This is a genomic window from Leminorella grimontii, assembly GCF_039789245.1.
In the GTDB taxonomy this organism is placed as follows: domain Bacteria; phylum Pseudomonadota; class Gammaproteobacteria; order Enterobacterales; family Enterobacteriaceae; genus Leminorella; species Leminorella grimontii.
In genome coordinates this window covers 1,572,660-1,592,792 of the sequence record NZ_CP146357.1, presented here as the reverse complement: position 1 = coordinate 1,592,792, position 20,133 = coordinate 1,572,660, and the positions used below count along the sequence as shown (strand labels likewise).

General features: G+C 54.2%; 13 protein-coding genes. 5 read left to right on the top strand and 8 right to left on the bottom strand.

What is annotated here, in order from left to right:
- Position 1: 1 nt before the first annotated feature.
- From V8L73_RS07615 to lrp, 6 genes are all read right to left on the bottom strand, one after another.
- Positions 2-2,440: a DmsA/YnfE/YnfF family dimethyl sulfoxide reductase gene (locus V8L73_RS07615; RefSeq protein WP_036023788.1), complete on the bottom strand. Its 2,439-nt coding sequence runs from the start codon at positions 2,438-2,440 to the stop codon at positions 2-4.
- Positions 2,441-3,126: 686 nt separating this feature from the next.
- Complete coding sequence (gene serS / locus V8L73_RS07610; protein ID WP_027274501.1) at positions 3,127-4,419, bottom strand: serine--tRNA ligase; 1,293 nt, start codon at positions 4,417-4,419, stop codon at positions 3,127-3,129.
- Positions 4,420-4,523: 104 nt separating this feature from the next.
- Complete coding sequence (locus tag V8L73_RS07605; RefSeq protein WP_027274500.1) at positions 4,524-5,867, bottom strand: replication-associated recombination protein A; 1,344 nt, start codon at positions 5,865-5,867, stop codon at positions 4,524-4,526.
- Between the two features lie 7 nt (positions 5,868-5,874).
- A complete protein-coding gene (lolA, locus tag V8L73_RS07600; RefSeq protein ID WP_347254546.1) occupies positions 5,875-6,486 on the bottom strand; it encodes an outer membrane lipoprotein chaperone LolA in 612 nt (203 codons plus the stop codon).
- Positions 6,487-6,668: 182 nt separating this feature from the next.
- On the bottom strand, positions 6,669-10,196 hold the full coding sequence (locus V8L73_RS07595) for a DNA translocase FtsK 4TM domain-containing protein (RefSeq protein ID WP_347254545.1): 3,528 nt from the start codon (positions 10,194-10,196) through the stop codon (positions 6,669-6,671).
- A gap of 126 nt (positions 10,197-10,322) precedes the next feature.
- Positions 10,323-10,817, bottom strand: a complete 495-nt coding sequence (gene lrp / locus V8L73_RS07590) for a leucine-responsive transcriptional regulator Lrp (protein ID WP_027274497.1) — start codon at positions 10,815-10,817, stop codon at positions 10,323-10,325.
- 564 nt (positions 10,818-11,381) lie between these two features.
- Between lrp and trxB the strand changes: the two genes are divergently transcribed.
- The 5 genes from trxB to infA all read left to right on the top strand — a co-directional run bounded on the left by trxB (position 11,382) and on the right by infA (position 17,196).
- Positions 11,382-12,335 (top strand): thioredoxin-disulfide reductase, encoded by a 954-nt coding sequence (gene trxB, locus V8L73_RS07585; RefSeq protein WP_027274496.1) that lies wholly within the window; start codon positions 11,382-11,384, stop codon positions 12,333-12,335.
- A gap of 270 nt (positions 12,336-12,605) precedes the next feature.
- Entirely contained in the window at positions 12,606-14,381 is a 1,776-nt protein-coding gene (cydD, locus tag V8L73_RS07580; protein ID WP_347254544.1) for a heme ABC transporter permease/ATP-binding protein CydD, read from the top strand.
- Positions 14,382-14,383: 2 nt separating this feature from the next.
- Complete coding sequence (gene cydC, locus V8L73_RS07575; protein ID WP_347254543.1) at positions 14,384-16,102, top strand: heme ABC transporter ATP-binding protein/permease CydC; 1,719 nt, start codon at positions 14,384-14,386, stop codon at positions 16,100-16,102.
- Positions 16,103-16,117: 15 nt separating this feature from the next.
- Positions 16,118-16,831 (top strand): leucyl/phenylalanyl-tRNA--protein transferase, encoded by a 714-nt coding sequence (gene aat, locus V8L73_RS07570; RefSeq protein WP_347254542.1) that lies wholly within the window; start codon positions 16,118-16,120, stop codon positions 16,829-16,831.
- Between the two features lie 146 nt (positions 16,832-16,977).
- Entirely contained in the window at positions 16,978-17,196 is a 219-nt protein-coding gene (infA, locus tag V8L73_RS07565) for a translation initiation factor IF-1 (RefSeq protein ID WP_027274492.1), read from the top strand.
- A 290-nt stretch (positions 17,197-17,486) separates the two neighbouring features.
- Here the strand turns inward: infA and clpA are convergent, their stop codons facing one another.
- Together clpA and clpS are read right to left on the bottom strand one after the other, a co-directional pair.
- The gene (gene clpA, locus V8L73_RS07560) at positions 17,487-19,769 is read right to left on the bottom strand and encodes an ATP-dependent Clp protease ATP-binding subunit ClpA (protein WP_027274491.1); all 2,283 of its coding nucleotides are present in this window, start codon (positions 19,767-19,769) and stop codon (positions 17,487-17,489) included.
- Between the two features lie 25 nt (positions 19,770-19,794).
- A complete protein-coding gene (clpS, locus tag V8L73_RS07555; protein WP_261831623.1) occupies positions 19,795-20,121 on the bottom strand; it encodes an ATP-dependent Clp protease adapter ClpS in 327 nt (108 codons plus the stop codon).
- Positions 20,122-20,133: the final 12 nt, after the last annotated feature.

The following is a 20,133-nucleotide window of genomic DNA, read 5'->3' as shown; positions in this document are numbered from 1 at the left end:
CTTAAACCTTTGCAACTTCAACCAGATTGGTGTGCTGCGGGTTGCCTTTCGCCAGAGGCGATGGGCGCTGCGTAGTCAGCACGTTGATACAACCCCCGTGGTCGACGCCTTTTTCATCCGGCGAGAACCACGCGCCTTCCCCCAGCGCCACAACGCCAGGCATCATGCGAGGGGTCACTTTGGCCTCAATATGAACTTCACCGCGATCGTTAAAAATGCGAATAACGTCACCGTTTTTAATGCCGCGCTGCTGGGCATCCATCGGATTCACCCACACTTCCTGACGGGCCGCAGCCTTAAGGACGTCAACATTACCGTAGGTAGAATGACAGCGCGCCTTGTAGTGGAAGCCAATTAGCTGCAGCGGATATTTCTTACGCAGAGGAGAATCAAAGCCTTCGAAAGTGGAGACCTGAATCGGCAGCGGATCGACGACGTCCCCTTCCGGCAGCTGCCAGCTCTTGGCAATATCGGCCAGCCGTTCGGAGTAAATCTCAATTTTACCCGACGGCGTGGGAAGCGGATTAGCCTGCGGATCGTCGCGGAACGCCTTATAGGCAACAAAATGCCCGGCTGGGTCTTTACGCTTGACGATCCCCATTTGACGAAACTCTTCAAAGGTCGGAAGCTGAGGATCTTTATCCCGCGTTAACTGATAAAGGTGACGCAGCCACTCTTCCTGAGTACGCCCTTCGGTAAACTTCTGCTCGACGCCCATTCGTTTAGCAATTTCAGAGGTCATCTCATAGATGGAGCGGCACTCAAACTGCGGTTTAATCGCCTGGTCGGCAAAAATCACATATCCCATGTTGCCGGAAGTGGCGTCCATACAGAAATCCATCTGCTCCGAGGTAGTCAAGTCCGGCAGTAGAATATCGGCACAGCGGGCGCTGGCGGTCATGTGGTTGTCAATGACCACAATCATTTCGCACTTGGTGTCATCTTCCAGGATCTTAAGCGTTTTATTGATATCTGAATGCTGGTTGATGATGCTGTTGCCGGCGTAGTTCCAGATGAACTTAATCGGCTGTTTCAACCTTTCGGTGTTGCGCACGCCGTCATGGGTAGCGGTCATTTCCGGGCCGCGCAGAATGGCGTCAGTCCATAAGAAGAAAGAGATGCTGTCCTTAATCGGGTTTTCCAGCGTAGGGAAACGAACGAACGGAATGGCGTAGGTGCCGCCCTGAGCGCCGCTGTTGCCGCCATTGATGCCGACGTTGCCGGTCAGACAGGCCAGCGTCGCGATCGCCCGCGCCGTCATTTCCCCGTTAGCGTGGCGCTGCGGCCCCCATCCCTGACAGATAAACGCAGGCTTGGCGCTGCCGATTTCGCGCGCCAGCTTGATAATGCTGTCGGCGGGAACGGCGGTGATTTTTTCCGCCCACTGTGGCGTTTTAGCGATGCCGTCGGCGCCTTCGCCCAGAATATAGGCCTTATAGTGTCCGTTGCGCGGCGCGGAAGCCGGCAGCGTTTTCTCGTCATAACCCACGCAGTACTTGTCCAGAAAGGCCTGGTCGACCAGATTTTCCGTAATCAGCACATAGGCAATGCCGGCAACCAGCGCAGCGTCAGTGCCCGGCGTAATCGGGATCCACACGTCTTCCCGACCTGCGGCGGTATCGCAATAGCGCGGGTCGATAACAATCATTCTGGCGTTGGAGCGTTCTCGCGCCTGCTCCAACAGGTACGTCATGCCGCCGCCGCTCATGCGGGTTTCAGCCGGGTTATTGCCGAACATCACCACCAGCTTGGTGTTTTCAATATCGGAAAAGCTGTTGCCCGCTCCGCTGCCGTAGGTATAGCTTAGCCCGGTGGTAATTTGCGCCGTGCTGTAGGTATTGTAGTGGTTTAAGTAGCCGCCGCAGCAGTTCATCAGGCGAGCAATCAGGGAGGTTCCCGGCGGCCAGGAGCGAGTCACCGTCCCGCCTAACGTTCCGGTCGCATACTGCAGGTAAACGGCCTCATTGCCATAGTCTTTAATAATGCGCTTAAGGCTATTGGCGATTTCATCATAGGCTTCTTCCCACGTAATACGCTTGAATTTGCCTTCACCTCTTTTGCCTACGCGCTTCATCGGATACTTCAATCGATCCGGATTGTATACGCGACGACGCATCGAACGCCCGCGTAGGCAGGCGCGCACCTGATTGTCGGCATAGTCGTCATTGCCGGTATTGTCCGTCTCGACATACTTGATTTCGCCGTTCACCACGTGCATGCGTAGCGGACAACGGCTGCCGCAGTTGACGGTGCAGGCGCTCCAGACCACTTTTTCATCGGCAGCTCCGCTTTGAACGGGACCGCCTTCCGCTTTTGCCGTTCCAAACGGCAACGAAACGCCGCCGGCTGCCAGCGCCAAACCGCCGATAGCGCCGGTTTGCACCAACTGGCGCCGACTGACCTGCAGTACGCCATCGTTTTTCTTTTCGTCAAGGCTCATAACTCACCTGCTTTCTTATTGTTGAACTAGATATCAGGCCGTTTTTTCACAGTGTTTTTCTTTGCTTACGGGAAATAGCGCCGAAAATGTGAATACCGCGATAAAACGTCACCGGGTTAAACTACTGCTTTCCGAAACGATCGGTAATAAGAAAGGAATATTCAACGTTGTGAAATATCCAACCGATAAAGGCTAACAGCTAAGGAAATATTTATTTTTGGAAGGAGTAATATATCCATCATACTTTTTATCCCTGCCTGACTTTTTATACTACTTTAGGGTTAAAAAGGAACTTGCGTTTAGTCAAAAAAATGCTATTTAAAGAAAGGTTAAGAAATATGGCCTGCTTAAATAAAATAAACCTCTATTTTTTATATTTAAATCAATAAATTGTTTCATTTTCACCACTTTATTAGTGTTAACAATAATCATTACCAAATAATATAAACCCGATTCGTTATTTTAAGAAAACGAACGCGTACATTCTTAACGCAGTGGAGATAAGGAATCGCAAACAAAGGCCAATTTGTTACGTTTCATTTTAATAAATTAAGGAAAGATTTTTAAAAGGAGTAATAACAGTGAAAAATGTTGTCGCATTCCATTGGTATAAACAATAAAAAACGCCCGATAAGCGGAATTTTCGCTTACCGGGCGCTGTCTATTTACCCGAAATGGAATATCAGTTAACCAATATATTCCAAACCGCCCATATAAGGGCGCAGAACGGCAGGAACTTCAATACGGCCATCGGCCTGCTGATAGTTCTCAAGCACGGCAACCAGCGTACGGCCTACGGCTAAGCCGGAACCGTTCAGCGTGTGCACTAACTGAGTTTTCTTATCGCCCTTGGCGCGGAAGCGGGCCTGCATGCGGCGAGCCTGGAAATCCCACATGTTTGAACAAGAGGAGATTTCACGGTAAGTATTCTGCGCAGGAACCCAAACTTCCAGATCGTAAGTCTTGCGTGAACCAAAGCCCATATCACCGGTACACAGAAGCACTTTTCTATAAGGCAGACCAAGCAGCTGCAGCACTTTCTCCGCGTGCCCCGTCAGCTCTTCAAGCGCGTTCATTGAATCTTCAGGGCGAACGATCTGAACCAACTCGACCTTATCGAACTGGTGCATGCGGATAAGGCCGCGAGTGTCGCGCCCGTAAGAACCGGCTTCAGAGCGGAAGCACGGCGTGTGGGCGGTCATTTTCAGCGGCAGGCTGTCTTCGTCCAGAATTTCGTCGCGCACCAGGTTAGTGACCGGTACTTCCGCCGTAGGGATCAGACCGTAGTTGCTGGTTTCAGCTTCTTCAGCCAGCGGCTTGGTGTGGAACAGATCTTCACCAAACTTCGGCAGTTGCCCTGTGCCAAACAGCGTCGCCTGATTAACCAGATAAGGAACGTAGGCTTCGGTGTAGCCATGCTGCGTGGTGTGCAGATCGAGCATAAAATGGGCCAGTGCGCGATGCATGCGGGCAATCTGCCCTTTCATGACCACAAAACGGGCGCCGGTCAGCTTCACCGCAGCGGCAAAGTCCAAACCGCCGCTCATCTCGCCTAAGTCAACGTGATCGCGAACGGGGAAATCAAACTTACGCGGCTCGCCCCAGCGGCTAACCTCGAGGTTGTCGCCGTCGTCTTTACCGAAAGGTACTGACTCATCGGGGATATTGGGAATGACAGACACCGAATCATGAATTTCAGCCTGCAGCTTGTCCAGTTCGGCCTTTGCTGCGTTCAGCTTTTCCCCCAACAGGTTCACTTCACGACGCAGAGGCTCAATATCCTCACCGCGCGCTTTTGCTTCGCCAATGGATTTGGATCGGGAATTACGTTCAGCTTGCAGCGTTTCTGTTTCGACCTGCAGTACTTTACGACGCTCTTCCTGTCGGCGTAACGTATCCACGTCCAGCTTATAACCTCTGCGAGCCAGTTTTTCTGCGGTTGCATCCAGCTCATTACGTAATAAATTCGGATCCAGCATGCTAATCCCGTGCCTATCAGTTTTTGAATATTAATAACGATATCAGCGCCTCTGAGGGGCGCTGATAAACCTTTTACAGCTTGTACCTTACCGCAACCTATCGGCTAACGGTAGCGTTTTGTTGCGCTATTTTGATCCTGCTCAGCCAACCAGTTCAGCTTTTCGGCAATCTTGGTTTCCAAACCTCGCGGCTCTGGAAAATAGTAGCGGTGCCCATCCATTTCCGGCGGGAAGTAGCTCTCTCCGGCCGCGTAGGCGTTAGGTTCATCATGAGCGTAGCGATACTCGGCGCCAAAGCCTATTTCTTTCATAAGTTTAGTCGGCGCGTTGCGTAAATGAACCGGGACGTCGTAGTCCGGCCTTTCTCGTGCGTCTTTCACTGCCGCCTTAAAGGCCGTGTACACCGCGTTACTCTTAGGCGCGCAGGCCAGATATACTATCGCCTGTGCAATCGCTCGTTCGCCCTCAGCGGCACCAACGCGCGTAAAGCAGTCCCAGGCAGAGATTGCCACCTGCATGCCGCGGGGATCCGCATTGCCCACGTCTTCAGAAGCGATCGCCAGCAGCCTGCGGGCAACGTAAAGCGGATCGCCGCCGGCGGTAAGAATGCGGGCATACCAGTAAAGCGCCGCGTCGGGCGCAGAGCCCCGCACCGACTTATGCAGCGCGGAAATAAGGTCGTAATAGCGATCGCCCTGATTGTCAAAACGGGCGCTGCGCTCGCCGGAGACTTCTTTTAACAGCTCCGTCGTCAAAACGCGCTGGCCGTCCGACGATATTTCCGCCATATCGGCCATCATTTCCAGAATGTTCAACGCGCGACGCGCATCGCCATTCACCAGTTCGGCCAGCAGGCGGCGCGTTTCATCAGGCAGCTGAACGTTCTGCTTACCGTAGCCGCGCTCTTCATCGTTCATGGCCTGCAGCAGCACCTGCTCGATATCTTCAGCGTCCAGCGACTTAAGCAAATAGACCCGCGCGCGGGACAGCAGTGCCGAATTAAGCTCAAACGACGGGTTTTCGGTGGTCGCACCGATAAAGAAGATCGTTCCGTCCTCAATATGGGGTAAAAACGCGTCCTGTTGGCTTTTGTTAAAACGGTGGACTTCGTCAACGAACAGGATGGTTCTTCTGCCGGCGTCACGATTAATACGCGCTCTTTCTATCGCTTCCCGGATTTCTTTAATACCGGAAGTCACGGCCGAAATGCGTTCGATGTCAGCGCTAGCGTAGCGACCAATAATTTCCGCCAGCGTCGTTTTCCCCGTGCCCGGCGGCCCCCATAAGATCATGGAGTGAAGCTGACCGGCAGCAATCGCACGCGGCAAAGGCTTGCCGGACGACAGCAGATGGCGCTGGCCGACGTACTCTTCAAGCGAGCGAGGCCGCATGCGCGCGGCCAGCGGCTGAAATTCGTTTTGTGAAAAATCGAGAGACAGGTTGCTCACGCTGACCTCACCGACGCTGGTCGTCCAGAGTGACGCCCTTAGGCGGAGTAAAAGTAAACTTGGATGCGTCAACGGAACCGACCTGCTGCCCCTTCAACTGATAGGTGCTGCGCTGCCCGTCTTGCTCAACGGCGCTGAAGCTCTTAATCGCGCCGTCGCTGGTAACATTGATGGAAAACGCTTTCAGGTTGCCCTTCTTCGCCTTCGGCGTCAGCTCAAACTCGTCGCCCTTTTGAGCGACGTCGTATTTGTCCCAGTCGGTCTTACTATTGCGCGTAATCAGCATGAAGGGCGTATCGCCCGTCACGCTATTGAGCCAGGTGGCGGTAACCTGCTCAACGAAGGGGTTGTAAAACCACAGCGTTTTACCGTCGGACACCAGAATGCTTTCATCCGGTGAAGTCATATGCCAACGAAACAGGTTCGGCCGCTTGACCCACAGATCGCCTTCGCCCTGTTGGATTGAAGCGCCGCCGGCGTCTTTCACCGTCTGGGTAAAGCGCGCCTGAAAGCTGTTTAGCTTATTCAAGCGCCCTTGCAGATCGGAGCGAGCATCAGCCAATGCGGCGAATGAAGCCACGGTCAACAACAGGCCTGCGACAATAAGAGACTTCTTCATCGTGACTATCACTCCACTCTCATGTAACTCTTTAATTCACCGCGTGCATAGCGTTTCGTTTAGAAGACACGCGACCTAAATCGTGCATTTCGACAGACTATCGCGCTAAAGCGCTTGAACGATAATCTTTTACCTATCTTTTCACTTATAGAGTTCGGGCCGCATAGGCGGCCCGTCGTCGTTTACTCAAACTGAGAGCGTGCGAGCACCTCGCGGTTGCCGCTGTGCCCCGGCGGGCTAACGATGCCCTGAGCTTCCATCTGGTCGATAATTCTCGCCGCCCGGTTATAACCAATGCGGAACTGGCGCTGAATGCCGGAAATGGACGGCTTCTTCTTCTCGATAACAAAAGCCACCGCCTGATCGAACAGCGGATCCAGCTCCTCTTCGCCGTCAAAGCCCAAACCATCGCCGCTTTCGTCAGAGGATGCGGTGATGTTCTCAATATACTGAGGACGCCCGCGGGCCTTCCAATCCTGAACCACGGCGTGTACTTCCTGATCCCGAACGAAGGCGCCGTGCACGCGCATCGGCATAGAAGAGTTCGGCGGCAGATAAAGCATGTCGCCCATGCCGAGCAGCGATTCCGCACCGCCCTGATCGAGGATCGTACGCGAGTCAATCTTGCTGGAAACGGTAAACGCCATTCGAGTCGGAATGTTGGCCTTAATCAGGCCGGTAATGACGTCAACGGACGGACGCTGCGTTGCCAGAACCAAGTGGATCCCCGCCGCGCGCGCTTTTTGCGCCAGTCGAGCAATCAGCTCTTCGACTTTCTTACCCACCGCCATCATCAAATCGGCAAATTCATCTACCATCACGACGATATAGGGCAGTTTTTCCAGTACCGGATGCGTCATGTCCATGCTGTCCGTCGGCTTCCAGAACGGATCGGGAACCGGGCGGCCCAGCGCTTCCGCCTCAGCCAGACGCTCGTTATAACCCGCCAGGTTTCTTACCCCGAGCGCAGACATCAGCTTATAGCGACGCTCCATCTCACCGACGCACCAGTTCAATGCGTTTGCCGCATCCTTCATGTCGGTGACAACTTCGGTCAACAGATGTGGAATGCCTTCATAGACCGACAGCTCAAGCATTTTAGGGTCGATCATGATAAACCGAACTTCTTCCGGCTTGGACTTAAACAGCATGCTTAAGATCATGGCGTTGACGCCGACCGACTTACCTGAACCGGTCGTACCGGCCACCAGTAAATGGGGCATTTTAGCCAGATCCGCCACCACCGGTTGCCCGGAAATATCCTTACCTAAAACTATCGTTAACGGCGACGCGGCGTTGGTGAACTCCGGGCCGTTTAGCACTTCACGCATATAGACGGTTTGGCGGTGCTCGTTCGGCAACTCTAACCCCACGTAGGGCTTACCGGGAATAACTTCCACAACGCGCACGGCGACTACCGACAGGGAACGCGCCAAGTCTCGCGCCAGGCTGGAAATGCGAGCGGCCTTCACGCCGGGCGCTAAATCCAGTTCAAAGCGCGTAATGACTGGTCCAGGCAGGATATCAACCACGCGCGCTTTGACGCGGAAGTCGGCCAAGCGACGCTCCAACAGCCGCGCCGTTTCTTCCAGCGCTTCCATATCTATCGGCGTCGGGTTGGCCGGCGGCGCGGCCAACAGGTCAAGGGACGGCAAAGGCGTGGTTGGCTTTTCCAACGGGCGCTCGTTGCGCATCAGGAAAGGATGAATCAGCCCTTCCATCGACGGAGCCGTGGGTTCTGACTCTTCTTCCGGTTCCGGCATAAAGGCTGGCGTCTGGGTTGTGAACGCCGGCGCTTGAATCGAAGCCTGCGGATGACTGTCATAATCAGGCTCTGCACGCGGCGTAACGGGCTCAGAGAGCGCCGCCGGGTGCGAGGGCTGTTCCTGAACGGGAGCCACAGGAGCAGAACTAAACGCCGGTGAAGTCACGTCATTCAGATTGCCAAACGGCAGATCGTCAAAATCCGTTGAGTTAGCCTGCGAAGGCAAAGTAAACAGCGGCTCAACCGGACGGCTTTCCATTGGTTCATCGTCTTCGTCACGGGCGGATACGCCGGCCAACGGGCTATTTTGTGCAGAGAAATCGCCGGCGCTGCTGTGCGCATCGTCCATCTGATAATCGTCACCGTAGCGCTCACGCTGCTCCTCGGCGAAGGCTCTTCTCAGCGCCTCTTCCTGCATGGCGTCCAGATCTTCTTCGCTATTCTGTACGCTTTGCTCTACGTCCTGAATTTTCAGATCGTTCAGCTTTTCTCGTTCACGCAGCTCGGCCTCACGCTGAGACGGCAGCTTGATGCCGTAGGAAGCCAGCTCTCTGCGAGTCGGAATGCGGACCGGATTGGGTCTGGGCAGTTCGGGCCCGATGCCCTGCTTCACCTGAGGCATTCCGCCTACGGGCACTGGCGTAAACGGCATTCCCGTCGAGGCGGAAGTCATGCTGGCTGCCGCCGCAGCGGTAGAGGCAGAAAGCGCATTAAACGCTTCAGATACGGCATCCTGCGGCGCAGAGGGGTTATATTCCGGCGCTTCATTCGAGCTATCAGCGGCATTATTTACGGCTGTCGACGGCCATTCAGGCGCTGGCTCTGGCCACGAACCGTATTGTTCGTGATTATCGGAAGGCTCAGCAGCAGGTTCACGTTCGGAATCAATAGATATGGGCGATACGCTGGTAAACGTCGTTTGCCCGAAGGAAAATGCCGACGAATGCGGTTGCGGAGCTTCGCTAGTGTCGCTTTGCTCAGCGTGCTGCATTTGCGTGGTGAAGGAAGGCGCAGCCGCCTCTTCGCCACCGGGCTGCCCTTCTACGTTTTGAGAAACCAGCGAGCTGTCAAACATGGAAATGTCAACGCGACCAGGCTGTAGCTGAACGCCCTCGCCGATTTCATCCTCTGTTTCTTTCGCCTGCGCAAAAGTGAACGTCTGCTGAACTTCATTATTAACGTCGGAATCGTCTTTTTCTTCTTCGGTTAAGTCCAGCGTAGGGGATCGAAGTAAAACGTCGTCTTCATCGCCCGCGACCACAACGGTTCTTCCATCCCGCCGTTCGTCAACGTCGTTTTCATTTACGTACGGCTCACCGGAAGATTTTCGCGTCTTGTTGGAGGCAAACGTCAGTATGCCCATGACCACTCCGCCGATTTTTTCCGCGATCGTCAGCCACGACCAGCCGGTCAATAGCGTCAGGCCAACCGCCCAAATGCCCAGCAGGGTCAGCGTCGCCCCCATGCTGTTCATATGCGGAAGCAGCGCACTGTTAATCAGGTTGCCAACGACGCCGCCAGACGCGAAGTAGTACCAGTCGTCAATGCTGATGGAAAAAAGGCCGCAGGAAGAAAAGATAAGCGCCAAAAAGCCAACAAGGCGTAGCGAAAAGGCAAAAAAATCTACGCTCTTTTGTTCGCGCGTAAAGCGATACAGCATCCAGCAGGAAAAAATCATCAAGGGAGGAATGGCATAGGCCAAGATGCCGAAAATAAACAGGAAAACGTCCGCCAGCCACGCGCCGCTCTCCCCGGCTACGTTATGGATGGGCTCATGCCAGGCCGTCTGCGACCAGCTGGGATCGGCAGGATTAAAGCTGACCAGCGCGGCCATCATATAAACGGCAAACACCGTCACGACCAACAGGCCGGCTTCAAGCAGCCGCTGGCGGCTGCTCAGCTTCTTCAACTTAGGCTCTTTATCTTCTATATATTCCTGGCTCAAGAAAGGCTCTCCAGGTCATCGTAGTGACGCAAAAACGGCAGCGCCAGGATTTCCCCAGCGCTGAAACTGTATGGATAAACAGGAGTGTAACGGAAATCCACAGGGTTTGCACCTGTCTCCGTGAACTTATCGCGTTTTAATAACGAGGTGGTTACTCTGCTTTACTTCTTCCATTACGACATAGGTACGCGTGTCGTTAACTCCTGGTAAACGCAGCAGGGTTTCACCCAGCAGCTTTCTGTATGCCGACATGTCGGATACGCGCGTTTTCAACAGATAGTCAAAGTCACCCGAAACCAGGTGGCACTCCTGAATTTCCTCAAGCTTTTGAACGGCAGTGTTGAACTGTTCAAAAACGTCGGCCGCGCCGCGGTTTAGCGTAATTTCAACAAAAACCAGCAGTGAAGCGTCCAGATAGTGGGGGTTTAACAGCGCCGTATAGCCCTGAATAAATTTTTGTCTTTCCAAACGGCGAACGCGCTCTAAACAAGGCGTCGGCGAAAGGCCTACGCGCTTTGAAAGCTCAACGTTAGAGATACGGCCATCCATCTGCAATTCATTCAGAATATTGCGGTCAATACGGTCTAAATCTTTACTAGGGCGTTTTTTATTGTCTACCATTTTTTTTCTCTCAATATCTTCCTTGTTTCTGATACACCACTCTCTCTCCATATAAAGATAGTTGGCGCCACCGTTCAGCCAGGCTTGATAAGAATAGCCCGCATAGTGCTCTGCGCCTTCTGCTATTGTTCCTGCCTCAATAGCAAAAGGCCTGCCTGTCGCAAAGACTTATCGTCCTCTCTGTTTTTGTTTTTGACAGGGCAACCCTACCAAACGAACCGCTGAACAAGTTGAATTAGCCGTTAATCCACGTAAATAAAGAGTAAGTCTCTGTAACCTTGCCTGATTACCCACCTTCATAGACTTTATTCACGCGATTACTAGCGTAATTACAAGATAATGTTTTCGCAAATACACGCTGTATTGTCAAAGTAAAAGAGTAAAAAAAAGCACATATCTCTATAAAAAATCATAATTGCGTTGTTTTTTATCCAAAAAGCATCATTTAATAGGCAATAACTATCATAAGGATTGATGTAAACGGGTTACGCGCTTTTTTTCATGGTGTATTTTTCTTACAATCACTTTACTCTTGCAGCCCCATCCGTTAACAGGAAATCGTTTATGGCCAAACATTGTCAACTTCTGATCCTCGGCTCCGGCCCCGCAGGCTATACCGCTGCCGTTTATGCCGCGCGGGCAAACCTCAAGCCGGTGCTGATCACTGGCATCGAACAGGGTGGTCAGTTGACCACGACGACCGAAGTCGAAAACTGGCCCGGTGATGCAGAAGGCCTAACCGGTCCCGGCCTGATGGAGCGTATGCGTGAGCATGCGCTGAAATTTAATACCGAAGTCATTATCGATCATATTCATAAAGTTGACTTTCAGGCCCGCCCCTTCCGCCTGTTTGGCGATAGTGAAGAATATACCTGCGACGCGCTGATCGTTGCGACCGGCGCGTCCGCGCAATATCTTGGCCTCCCCTCCGAAGAGAGCTTCAAAGGCCGGGGCGTATCGGCCTGCGCCACCTGCGACGGCTTCTTCTACCGTAACCAAAAAGTCGCGGTTGTCGGCGGCGGCAACACGGCCGTTGAGGAAGCGCTTTATCTGTCTAATATCGCAGCGGAAGTTCACCTTATTCACCGTCGCGACAGCTTCCGCGCCGAAAAGATTCTTATCGACCGCATGATGGAAAAAGTGCGCAGCGGCAGCATCATTCTGCACACCGACAGAACGCTGGATGAAGTGCTGGGCGACGATATGGGCGTGACCGGCGTTCGCCTCAAGGATACCAAAACGCAGGTGACGGAAGAGCTTACTCTGACGGGCGTGTTTATCGCCATCGGCCACCGCCCCAATACCGCTATTTTCGCCGGCCAGCTTGAGATGAAAGACGGCTATTTGTCTATACATTCAGGCACAAACGGCAACGCGACGCAAACCAGCATCCCGGGGATTTTCGCTGCAGGCGACGTCGCTGACCACATTTACCGCCAGGCGATCACCTCCGCCGGCAGCGGCTGCATGGCGGCGCTTGACGCAGAGCGCTATCTGGAGACGCTATACTCTAAATAATTCGAGTTGTAGGACAAAACGTCCATGACGTTTTGAACAGCGTAAAGCGCTGGCCCTTTAGGGCGAGGCCCATAAATGGGCCGAATATTTGCAGCCAACGCAGCTACAAGTTGAAGGACGACGAGTATAAATAACAAATAATAGCTATTGTGTTGAATTTATAGCTACCTCAATATAGTAAGGCGACCTCAGGTCGCCTTATTCTTTTACAGCGGTGTGGTATCCTAAACCGCATATCGTAAGGCTAACCAGTCCATTCTTATGTCTGAAATGAAAAAAACACGGCAGCGCGAACTCACGCGCTGGTTAAAGAATAACGGTTTACTTGCCCGCCGCTGGTTACGCGTATCGACGCTGTTGGGGCTTCTTAGCGGCCTGCTGATTATCGGCCAGGCGTGGCTTTTAGCGACGCTGCTGCATGAGCTCATTATCGAACAGGTTTCCCGCTCTTCTCTTACCACCTACTTTCTTTTGCTGATTGCCACCGTAGCACTGCGTGCGGTACTGGTCTGGCTACGGGAGCAGGCCGGATTTATCTACGGAGCGACTATCCGTCAGTCTATCCGCCAACAGGTGCTCAACCGGCTTGAAGCGCTAGGCCCGGCTTGGATTCAGGGAAAACCGGCCGGCAGTTGGGCGACGATGATTTTAGAACAGATTGACGATATGCAGGATTTCTACGCTCGATATCAGCCCCAAATGATGCTGGCCGTCACCGTTCCGCTGCTAATTCTAGCCGCCGTTTTTCCCATCAACTGGATTGCGGGACTGATTTTATTCGTCACCGCACCGCTGATCCCTATCTTTATGGCGCTGGTTGGAATGGGCGCGGCCGAGGCCAACCGGCGCAACTTTATCGCTCTGGCGCGCCTGAGCGGCAACTTTTTAGACAGGCTGAGAGGATTGGATACTCTACGCCTGTTTCACCGCGCCGAGGCGGAAACCGAACAGATTCGCCAGGCCTCGGAAGACTTTCGCTCTCGCACGATGGACGTATTGAAGCTGGCGTTTCTCTCTTCCGCCGTGTTGGAATTTTTCGCGTCAGTCTCTATCGCCGTCGCCGCCGTTTACTTTGGCTTCTCCTACCTTGGAGAGCTGAACTTTGGCCACTATGGCACGCCCGTTACGCTTTTCGCCGGCTTTCTGGTTTTAATATTGGCGCCGGAGTTTTTCCAGCCTCTGCGCGACCTCGGTACCTACTATCACGCCAAGGCTCAGGCGATTGGCGCGGCGGAAACGCTGGAGACATTTTTAAACGCAGAAACCGACGCTGCGCCAGCGGCGGCTGAGAAGAAGGCCTCCTTGAACGTTAGTGACAACGTCACACTTCAAGCCACAAATCTGGAAATCCTGTCTCCCGATGGCCACCCCCTTGCCGGCCCGCTCAGCTTCTCGCTGTCGCCGGGCCATAAAGTCGCCATCGTCGGCCACAGCGGAGCGGGAAAAAGCTCCCTGCTTAACCTGTTGCTTGGGTTTCTCCCTTATCGCGGCTCGCTCACCGTCAACGGTACGGAGCTAAAGGCGCTGAGCGCCGAGCAGTGGCGCCAGAACTTAAGCTGGGTTGGACAGAATCCCCACCTGCCGGAACGTACGCTGAGAGAGAACATTACGCTTTCTTCTCCGGATGCCTCGGAAGAACAAATCGCCCAAGCGGTGCGCAGAGCCTACGTCGACGAATTTCTGCCGCGTTTTCCTGAAGGGCTGGAAACAGAGGTAGGCGACGGCGCGGCCCGGCTGTCCGTCGGGCAGGCGCAAAGAGTCGCGGTGGCTCGCGCCCTGCTCTCCCCTTGTCATCTGTTGTTATTAGACGAGCCCACCGCCAGCCTGGACGCAAACAGTGAACGCCTCGTTATGGCGGCGCTGAACGACGCCGCCGAGCGACAAACGACGCTGCTGGTCACCCATCGCCTTGAAGATACCGCCCGCTTTGATGAGATTTGGGTCATGGATAAAGGGCAGATTATCCAACAAGGAGACTACCAAACGCTCTCTCGGTCCCCCGGCGCGTTTGCCGACCTGCTGTCTAACCGAAGCGTGGAGGTATAAAAATGAAAGCGCTGCTGCCCTTCCTGGCTCTGTATCGCCGCCATTGGTTTCGCCTGACGCTCGGCATGGCGTTGGCAATCGTTACGATCCTCGCAAGCATAGGGCTGCTCACCCTGTCCGGCTGGTTTTTAGCCGCTTCGGCGCTGGCCGGGCTGGCAGGTCTGCTGACCTTTAACTACATGCTGCCTGCCGCCGGCGTGCGCGGTTCCGCGATTATACGCACCGCCGCTCGCTACGCCGAAAGGTTGGCCAGTCATGATGCAACGTTTCGCGTGCTCGCGCACCTGCGTACGTTCACCTTTCAGAAGATCCTGCCGCTTTCTCCCGGCGCGATTGCCCGCTTCCATCAGGCCGAGCTGCTTAACCGACTGGTGGCCGACGTCGATACGCTTGACCACCTTTACCTTCGGCTTATGTCGCCCTTGGTCAGCGCCGTTGCCGTCATTTTAGTCGTTACTATCGGCCTTAGCGTTCTCGACGTCTCCCTGGCCCTGACGCTGGGCGGCATTATGCTGGCGCTGTTGTGCGTCATCCCTGCGCTGTTCTATCGAACCGGCAAGCCGATTGGCGTTGCGCTGACCTCACTACGAAGCGACTATCGCGGGCAGCTAACCGCCTGGCTGCAGGGCCAGGCGGAGCTGGCCGTTTTTGGCGCCTTAGGCGCGTTTCGCCATAAGCTGGACGACACCGAACGGCAGTGGCTAACTCAGCAGAAAAAGCAGGCTCGGCTCAATGCCGCCTCTCAGTCGCTGATGACGCTGGCTTCCGGGCTAACGTTTATTCTCATTCTTTGGCTAGCTGCCGCAGGCATTGGCGGAGATACTCATCCTGGCGCCTATATCGCCCTGTTCGTTTTTATTTCTCTGGCCGCCTTTGAAGCGCTTGCGCCGGTCGCCGGCGCTTTCCTCCATCTCGGACAGGTGATGTCTTCCGCCGAACGGGTACACCAGATTATTGAACAAAAGCCTGAGGTAGAATTTCCTACGCAGAAGGTTGGCGCTTCGCCGCAGGCGGCTCTCTCCGTTCAGGCGATTGAATTTACCTATCGTAATCAGCCGTTTCCTGTGCTGAAAGACATCGACTTTCACGTTAACGCCGGTGAACACGTAGCCTTGCTGGGCCGCACCGGCTGCGGCAAATCGACCTTGCTTCAGCTGCTTACGCGGGCCTGGGACCCGCAGTATGGTCAGATTACGCTTAATGGACGCCCGTTGGCCGACTACGACGAGGCAACCCTGCGCGACATGATGGTCGTCGTTACGCAGCGGGTTCACATATTCAGCGCGACGCTCCGCGATAATCTGAAGATGGCGGCGCCAAACGCTGACGATGCCCGCCTGTCTGATGTGCTGGAACGCGTAGGGCTCGGCGCTCTGCTTGCAAAAGAGGGGCTGAACGCTTGGCTCGGCGAAGGCGGTCGTCCGCTGTCCGGCGGCGAACAGCGCCGCATCGGGCTAGCCAGAGTGCTGCTGCACGGCGCTCCGCTGGTCCTGCTCGATGAACCGACGGAAGGGCTGGACGCAGACACGGAAAAGCAAATTCTGCTTGCGCTTCGCACCCACTGCCGGGAAAAGACGGTCATTCTGATCACCCACCGCCTGTCAGACTTAGACCATATGGATAAAATTTACGTAATGGACGAGGGCCACATCGTTGAACAGGGCAACCACGAGACGCTGCTGGCGCAGAAGGGACAATACTATCGCTTCCATCAGCGATAAGGTGAACGTTAACAAATGCCTTTAATTCAGCTCTCTCCCCACTCTATTGAGTTTCCGCCAATAGACCTCGCGCTGAACGACCCTAACGGTCTCTTGGCGCTGGGGGGCGACCTTTCGCCCGAACGGCTGAAAAACGCCTACCGAAACGGGATATTCCCCTGGTTCAGCCCCGACGATCCTATCTTATGGTGGTCTCCGGACCCAAGGGCCGTGCTGCTGCCCGGTGAGCTGCACGTCAGCCGAAGCATGGTCAAGTTCTTAAAGCGTACGGATTTTCGCGTCACGCTAAACCACGCGTTCGAGCACGTTATTCACGCCTGCGCGAACGAACGGGATGAAGGCACCTGGATTGCGCCGCAGATGCAAAAGGCGTATTTGCAGCTACACCATCAGGGCATAGCCCACTCGGTTGAAGTTTGGCAGGAGGATGAGCTGATAGGCGGACTATACGGCATCGCACAGGGCGCCATGTTTTGCGGTGAATCGATGTTCAGCCGAAGAAGCAACGCCTCTAAGCTTGCGCTATACGCATTCTGTCGGCACTTTATTGACTACGGCGGCAGACTCATCGACTGCCAGATCCTTAACGACCACACGGCGTCTCTCGGTGCTATAGAGATCCCCCGCTCGGACTATCGACAGCGATTGTCAGATCTTCGAGACCATATGCTCCCTTCACTCTGCTGGCAACCACAGGAATTAAATTTCAGCTATAATAAAAACCCTTAAAAGAAATAGCGCGCTATAATACGCGGCCGAACTAATTCATAACCGTAATAACCCGGCTTAGTTCGCACTCTTTTCTTTACTCTTTGCTTGTTTTTCGGCATTATCTTGCCGGTTAAAAACTAAGGTAGCTAAACCTAGAGGATTCAATGGCCAAAGAAGACAATATTGAAATGCAGGGCACCATTTTAGAAACGTTGCCTAACACTATGTTCCGCGTTGAGCTGGAAAATGGTCACGTTGTGACAGCCCACATCTCTGGCAAAATGCGTAAGAACTACATCCGCATTCTGACCGGCGATAAGGTCACCGTTGAACTGACCCCCTACGACCTGAGCAAAGGCCGCATTATCTTCCGTAGCCGCTAATAGACGGTTTATACGCACATGCGTAAACCGTGGAGCGATAAGCGCTCCTACGCCCTTACCTGAAACGGCAAGGGCGTTTTATTTCTACTCGTCATACTTCAAGTTGCAGATGCGTTGGCTGCGCTCGTTCACCCGAATCACTTACTTATGTAAGCTCATCGGGATTCACTCTCTTGCCGCGTGATTCGCCCCTACGGGACTCACCCTTTCAGGGCCAGCGCAAGCGCTGTTCAAAACGCCGTGGGCGTTTTGTCCTGCAACTCGAATTATTTAGAGTAGTATAGGATACGTTAGTGAACGGCCTTCTCTATTTTCGCCTTTTTCACGCTTTCAAACTGGTACGCCAAAGCGCTCGTGCGTGCGTCAAGCGTTACGCTGACCGAGCCTCCGTTCACCAATTTGCCGAACAGCAGCTCGTTGGTTAGCGGCTTCTTCAGGTGTTCCTGGATCGCTCTTGCCATGGGGCGAGCGCCCATTGCCTTGTCGTATCCTTTTTCCGCCAGCCAGCGGCGAGCGTCCTGACTAACTTCCAGCGAAATCCCCTTCGCATCCAGCTGCGCCTGAAGCTCGACGATGAACTTGTCGACGACCTGCTGAATAACCGCTTCGGACAGATGGTTAAACCAGATGATGCCGTCCAACCGGTTGCGGAATTCCGGCGTAAACACCTTCTTGATTTCGCCCAGCGCGTCAGTACGGTTGTCCTGCACTCTGAAACCGATGGACTCGCGCTGCGTCTCCTGTACCCCGGCGTTGGTGGTCATCACCAAAATGACGTTGCGGAAATCGGCCTTACGACCGTTGTTATCCGTCAGGGTGCCGTTGTCCATCACCTGCAGCAGTAGGTTAAAGACGTCCGGATGGGCCTTTTCGATTTCATCGAGCAGCAGCACCGAGTGCGGATGTTTGATCACCGCATCGGTCAGCAAACCGCCCTGATCGAAGCCGACATAGCCGGGAGGCGCGCCGATTAAGCGGCTGACGGTGTGGCGTTCCATGTATTCGGACATATCAAAGCGCAGCAGCTCGATGCCCAGCGCCTTGGCCAGTTGAACCGTCACCTCGGTCTTGCCGACCCCGGTAGGACCTGCGAACAGGAAGGAACCGACGGGCTTACGATCGTCGCCAAGCCCGGCGCGGCTCATCTTGATGGCCTCCGTCAGCGCCGAAATGGCGTTGTCCTGACCGAAAATCATCATGCTCATCCGCTCCGCCAGCGTCTTCAGCACCGTTCTGTCGTTTGCCGACACGGTCTTTTCCGGAATGCGGGCTATCTTGGCTACGATGGTTTCAATATCGCTGACGTTAATCGTCTTTTTCCGCTTATTGGCCGGCACCAGGCGCGCATAAGCCCCCGCCTCGTCAATCACGTCAATCGCTTTATCCGGCTGATGGCGGTCGTTGATGTATTTCTGCGACAGCTCAACCGCGGCGCGAATAGCCTTGGTGGTATAGCGTACGTCGTGATGGTGCTCATACTTCGCCTTCAGGCCCATCAGAATCTGTACGGTCTCCTCAGCGGAAGGCTCCGTAATATCAATCTTCTGGAAGCGGCGAGAAAGCGCGCGATCCTTCTCAAAGATATTGCTGAATTCCTGATAGGTCGTCGAACCCATAACGCGGATCCGACCGTTAGACAGCATCGGTTTAATCAGGTTTGCGACGTCTACCTGCCCGCCGGAGGCGGCACCTGCCCCGATGATGGTGTGAATTTCATCGATGAACAGAATGCTGTTCTTGTCGGCTTCCAACTGCTTTAACAGCGCCTTGAAGCGTTTTTCGAAATCGCCGCGATACTTGGTTCCCGCCAGCAGCGCGCCAATGTCGAGCGAATATACGGTACAGTTAGCCATCGCTTCGGGGACATGCCCCTGAACGATGCGCCACGCCAGCCCCTCGGCGATCGCCGTTTTGCCAACGCCGGACTCCCCCACCAGCAGCGGGTTATTCTTACGGCGACGGCACAGCACTTGGATGGTTCTCTCCAGTTCAAGCTCGCGGCCAATCAGCGGATCTATACCGCCGTTTTGCGCCAGCTGATTGAGATTGGAGGTGAAATTATCCATCCGCTCTTCACCGCCGGGCTGCTCCTCTTCGTTAGACAGCGAGCCCTGGGCTCCCATGTCGTCCTGAGAGCCGTCTTTACGGGTACCGTGGGATATGAAGTTCACGATGTCGAGGCGACTGACGTCGTGCTTGCGCAGCAGGTAGGCCGCATGGGACTCCTGCTCGCTAAAAATGGCCACCAGCACGTTGGCGCCGTTGACCTCCGTGCGGCCAGACGACTGCACGTGAAACACGGCGCGCTGTAAAACCCGCTGGAAGCTCAGCGTCGGCTGAGTATCGGATTCAGGACGCCCTTCCTGTAGGCGGGGCGTGTTTTGGCTAATGAACGTTTCCAGCTCATTATGCAATGTGACGACGTCAACCTGGCAGGCGTCCAGCGCTTCTCTGGCCGCTGGGTTACTTAATAAAGCAAGAAGAAGATGCTCTACGGTCAGGTATTCATGACGCTGTTCCCTGGCTCTCGCAAATGCCACATTGAGACTAAGTTCCAGTTCTTGATTAAGCATGGGCACCTCCTCATCAATCGCCTTTTCAGGCCTTTTCTAACGTACACAGCAACGGATGCTCATTCTCTCGCGCGTAGCGATTAACTTGCGTAACTTTGGTCTCGGCAATTTCCGCAGTAAATACCCCGCATATTGCTTTTCCCTGATAGTGAACGGCCAACATCAGCCGCGTTGCCTTTTCAAGATCGAAGGAAAAAAACCTCTGTAAAACCTCCACCACAAAATCCATCGGCGTATAGTCATCATTATTCAGTATAACCTGATACATCGGCGGCGGTTGCTGTTTAAGCGCGGCTTCTTCCTCTGACGCTACGCTCTCTTCCAAGCTTAGCCAATCGTGTAAATTATTCATGCGTTACGTGCC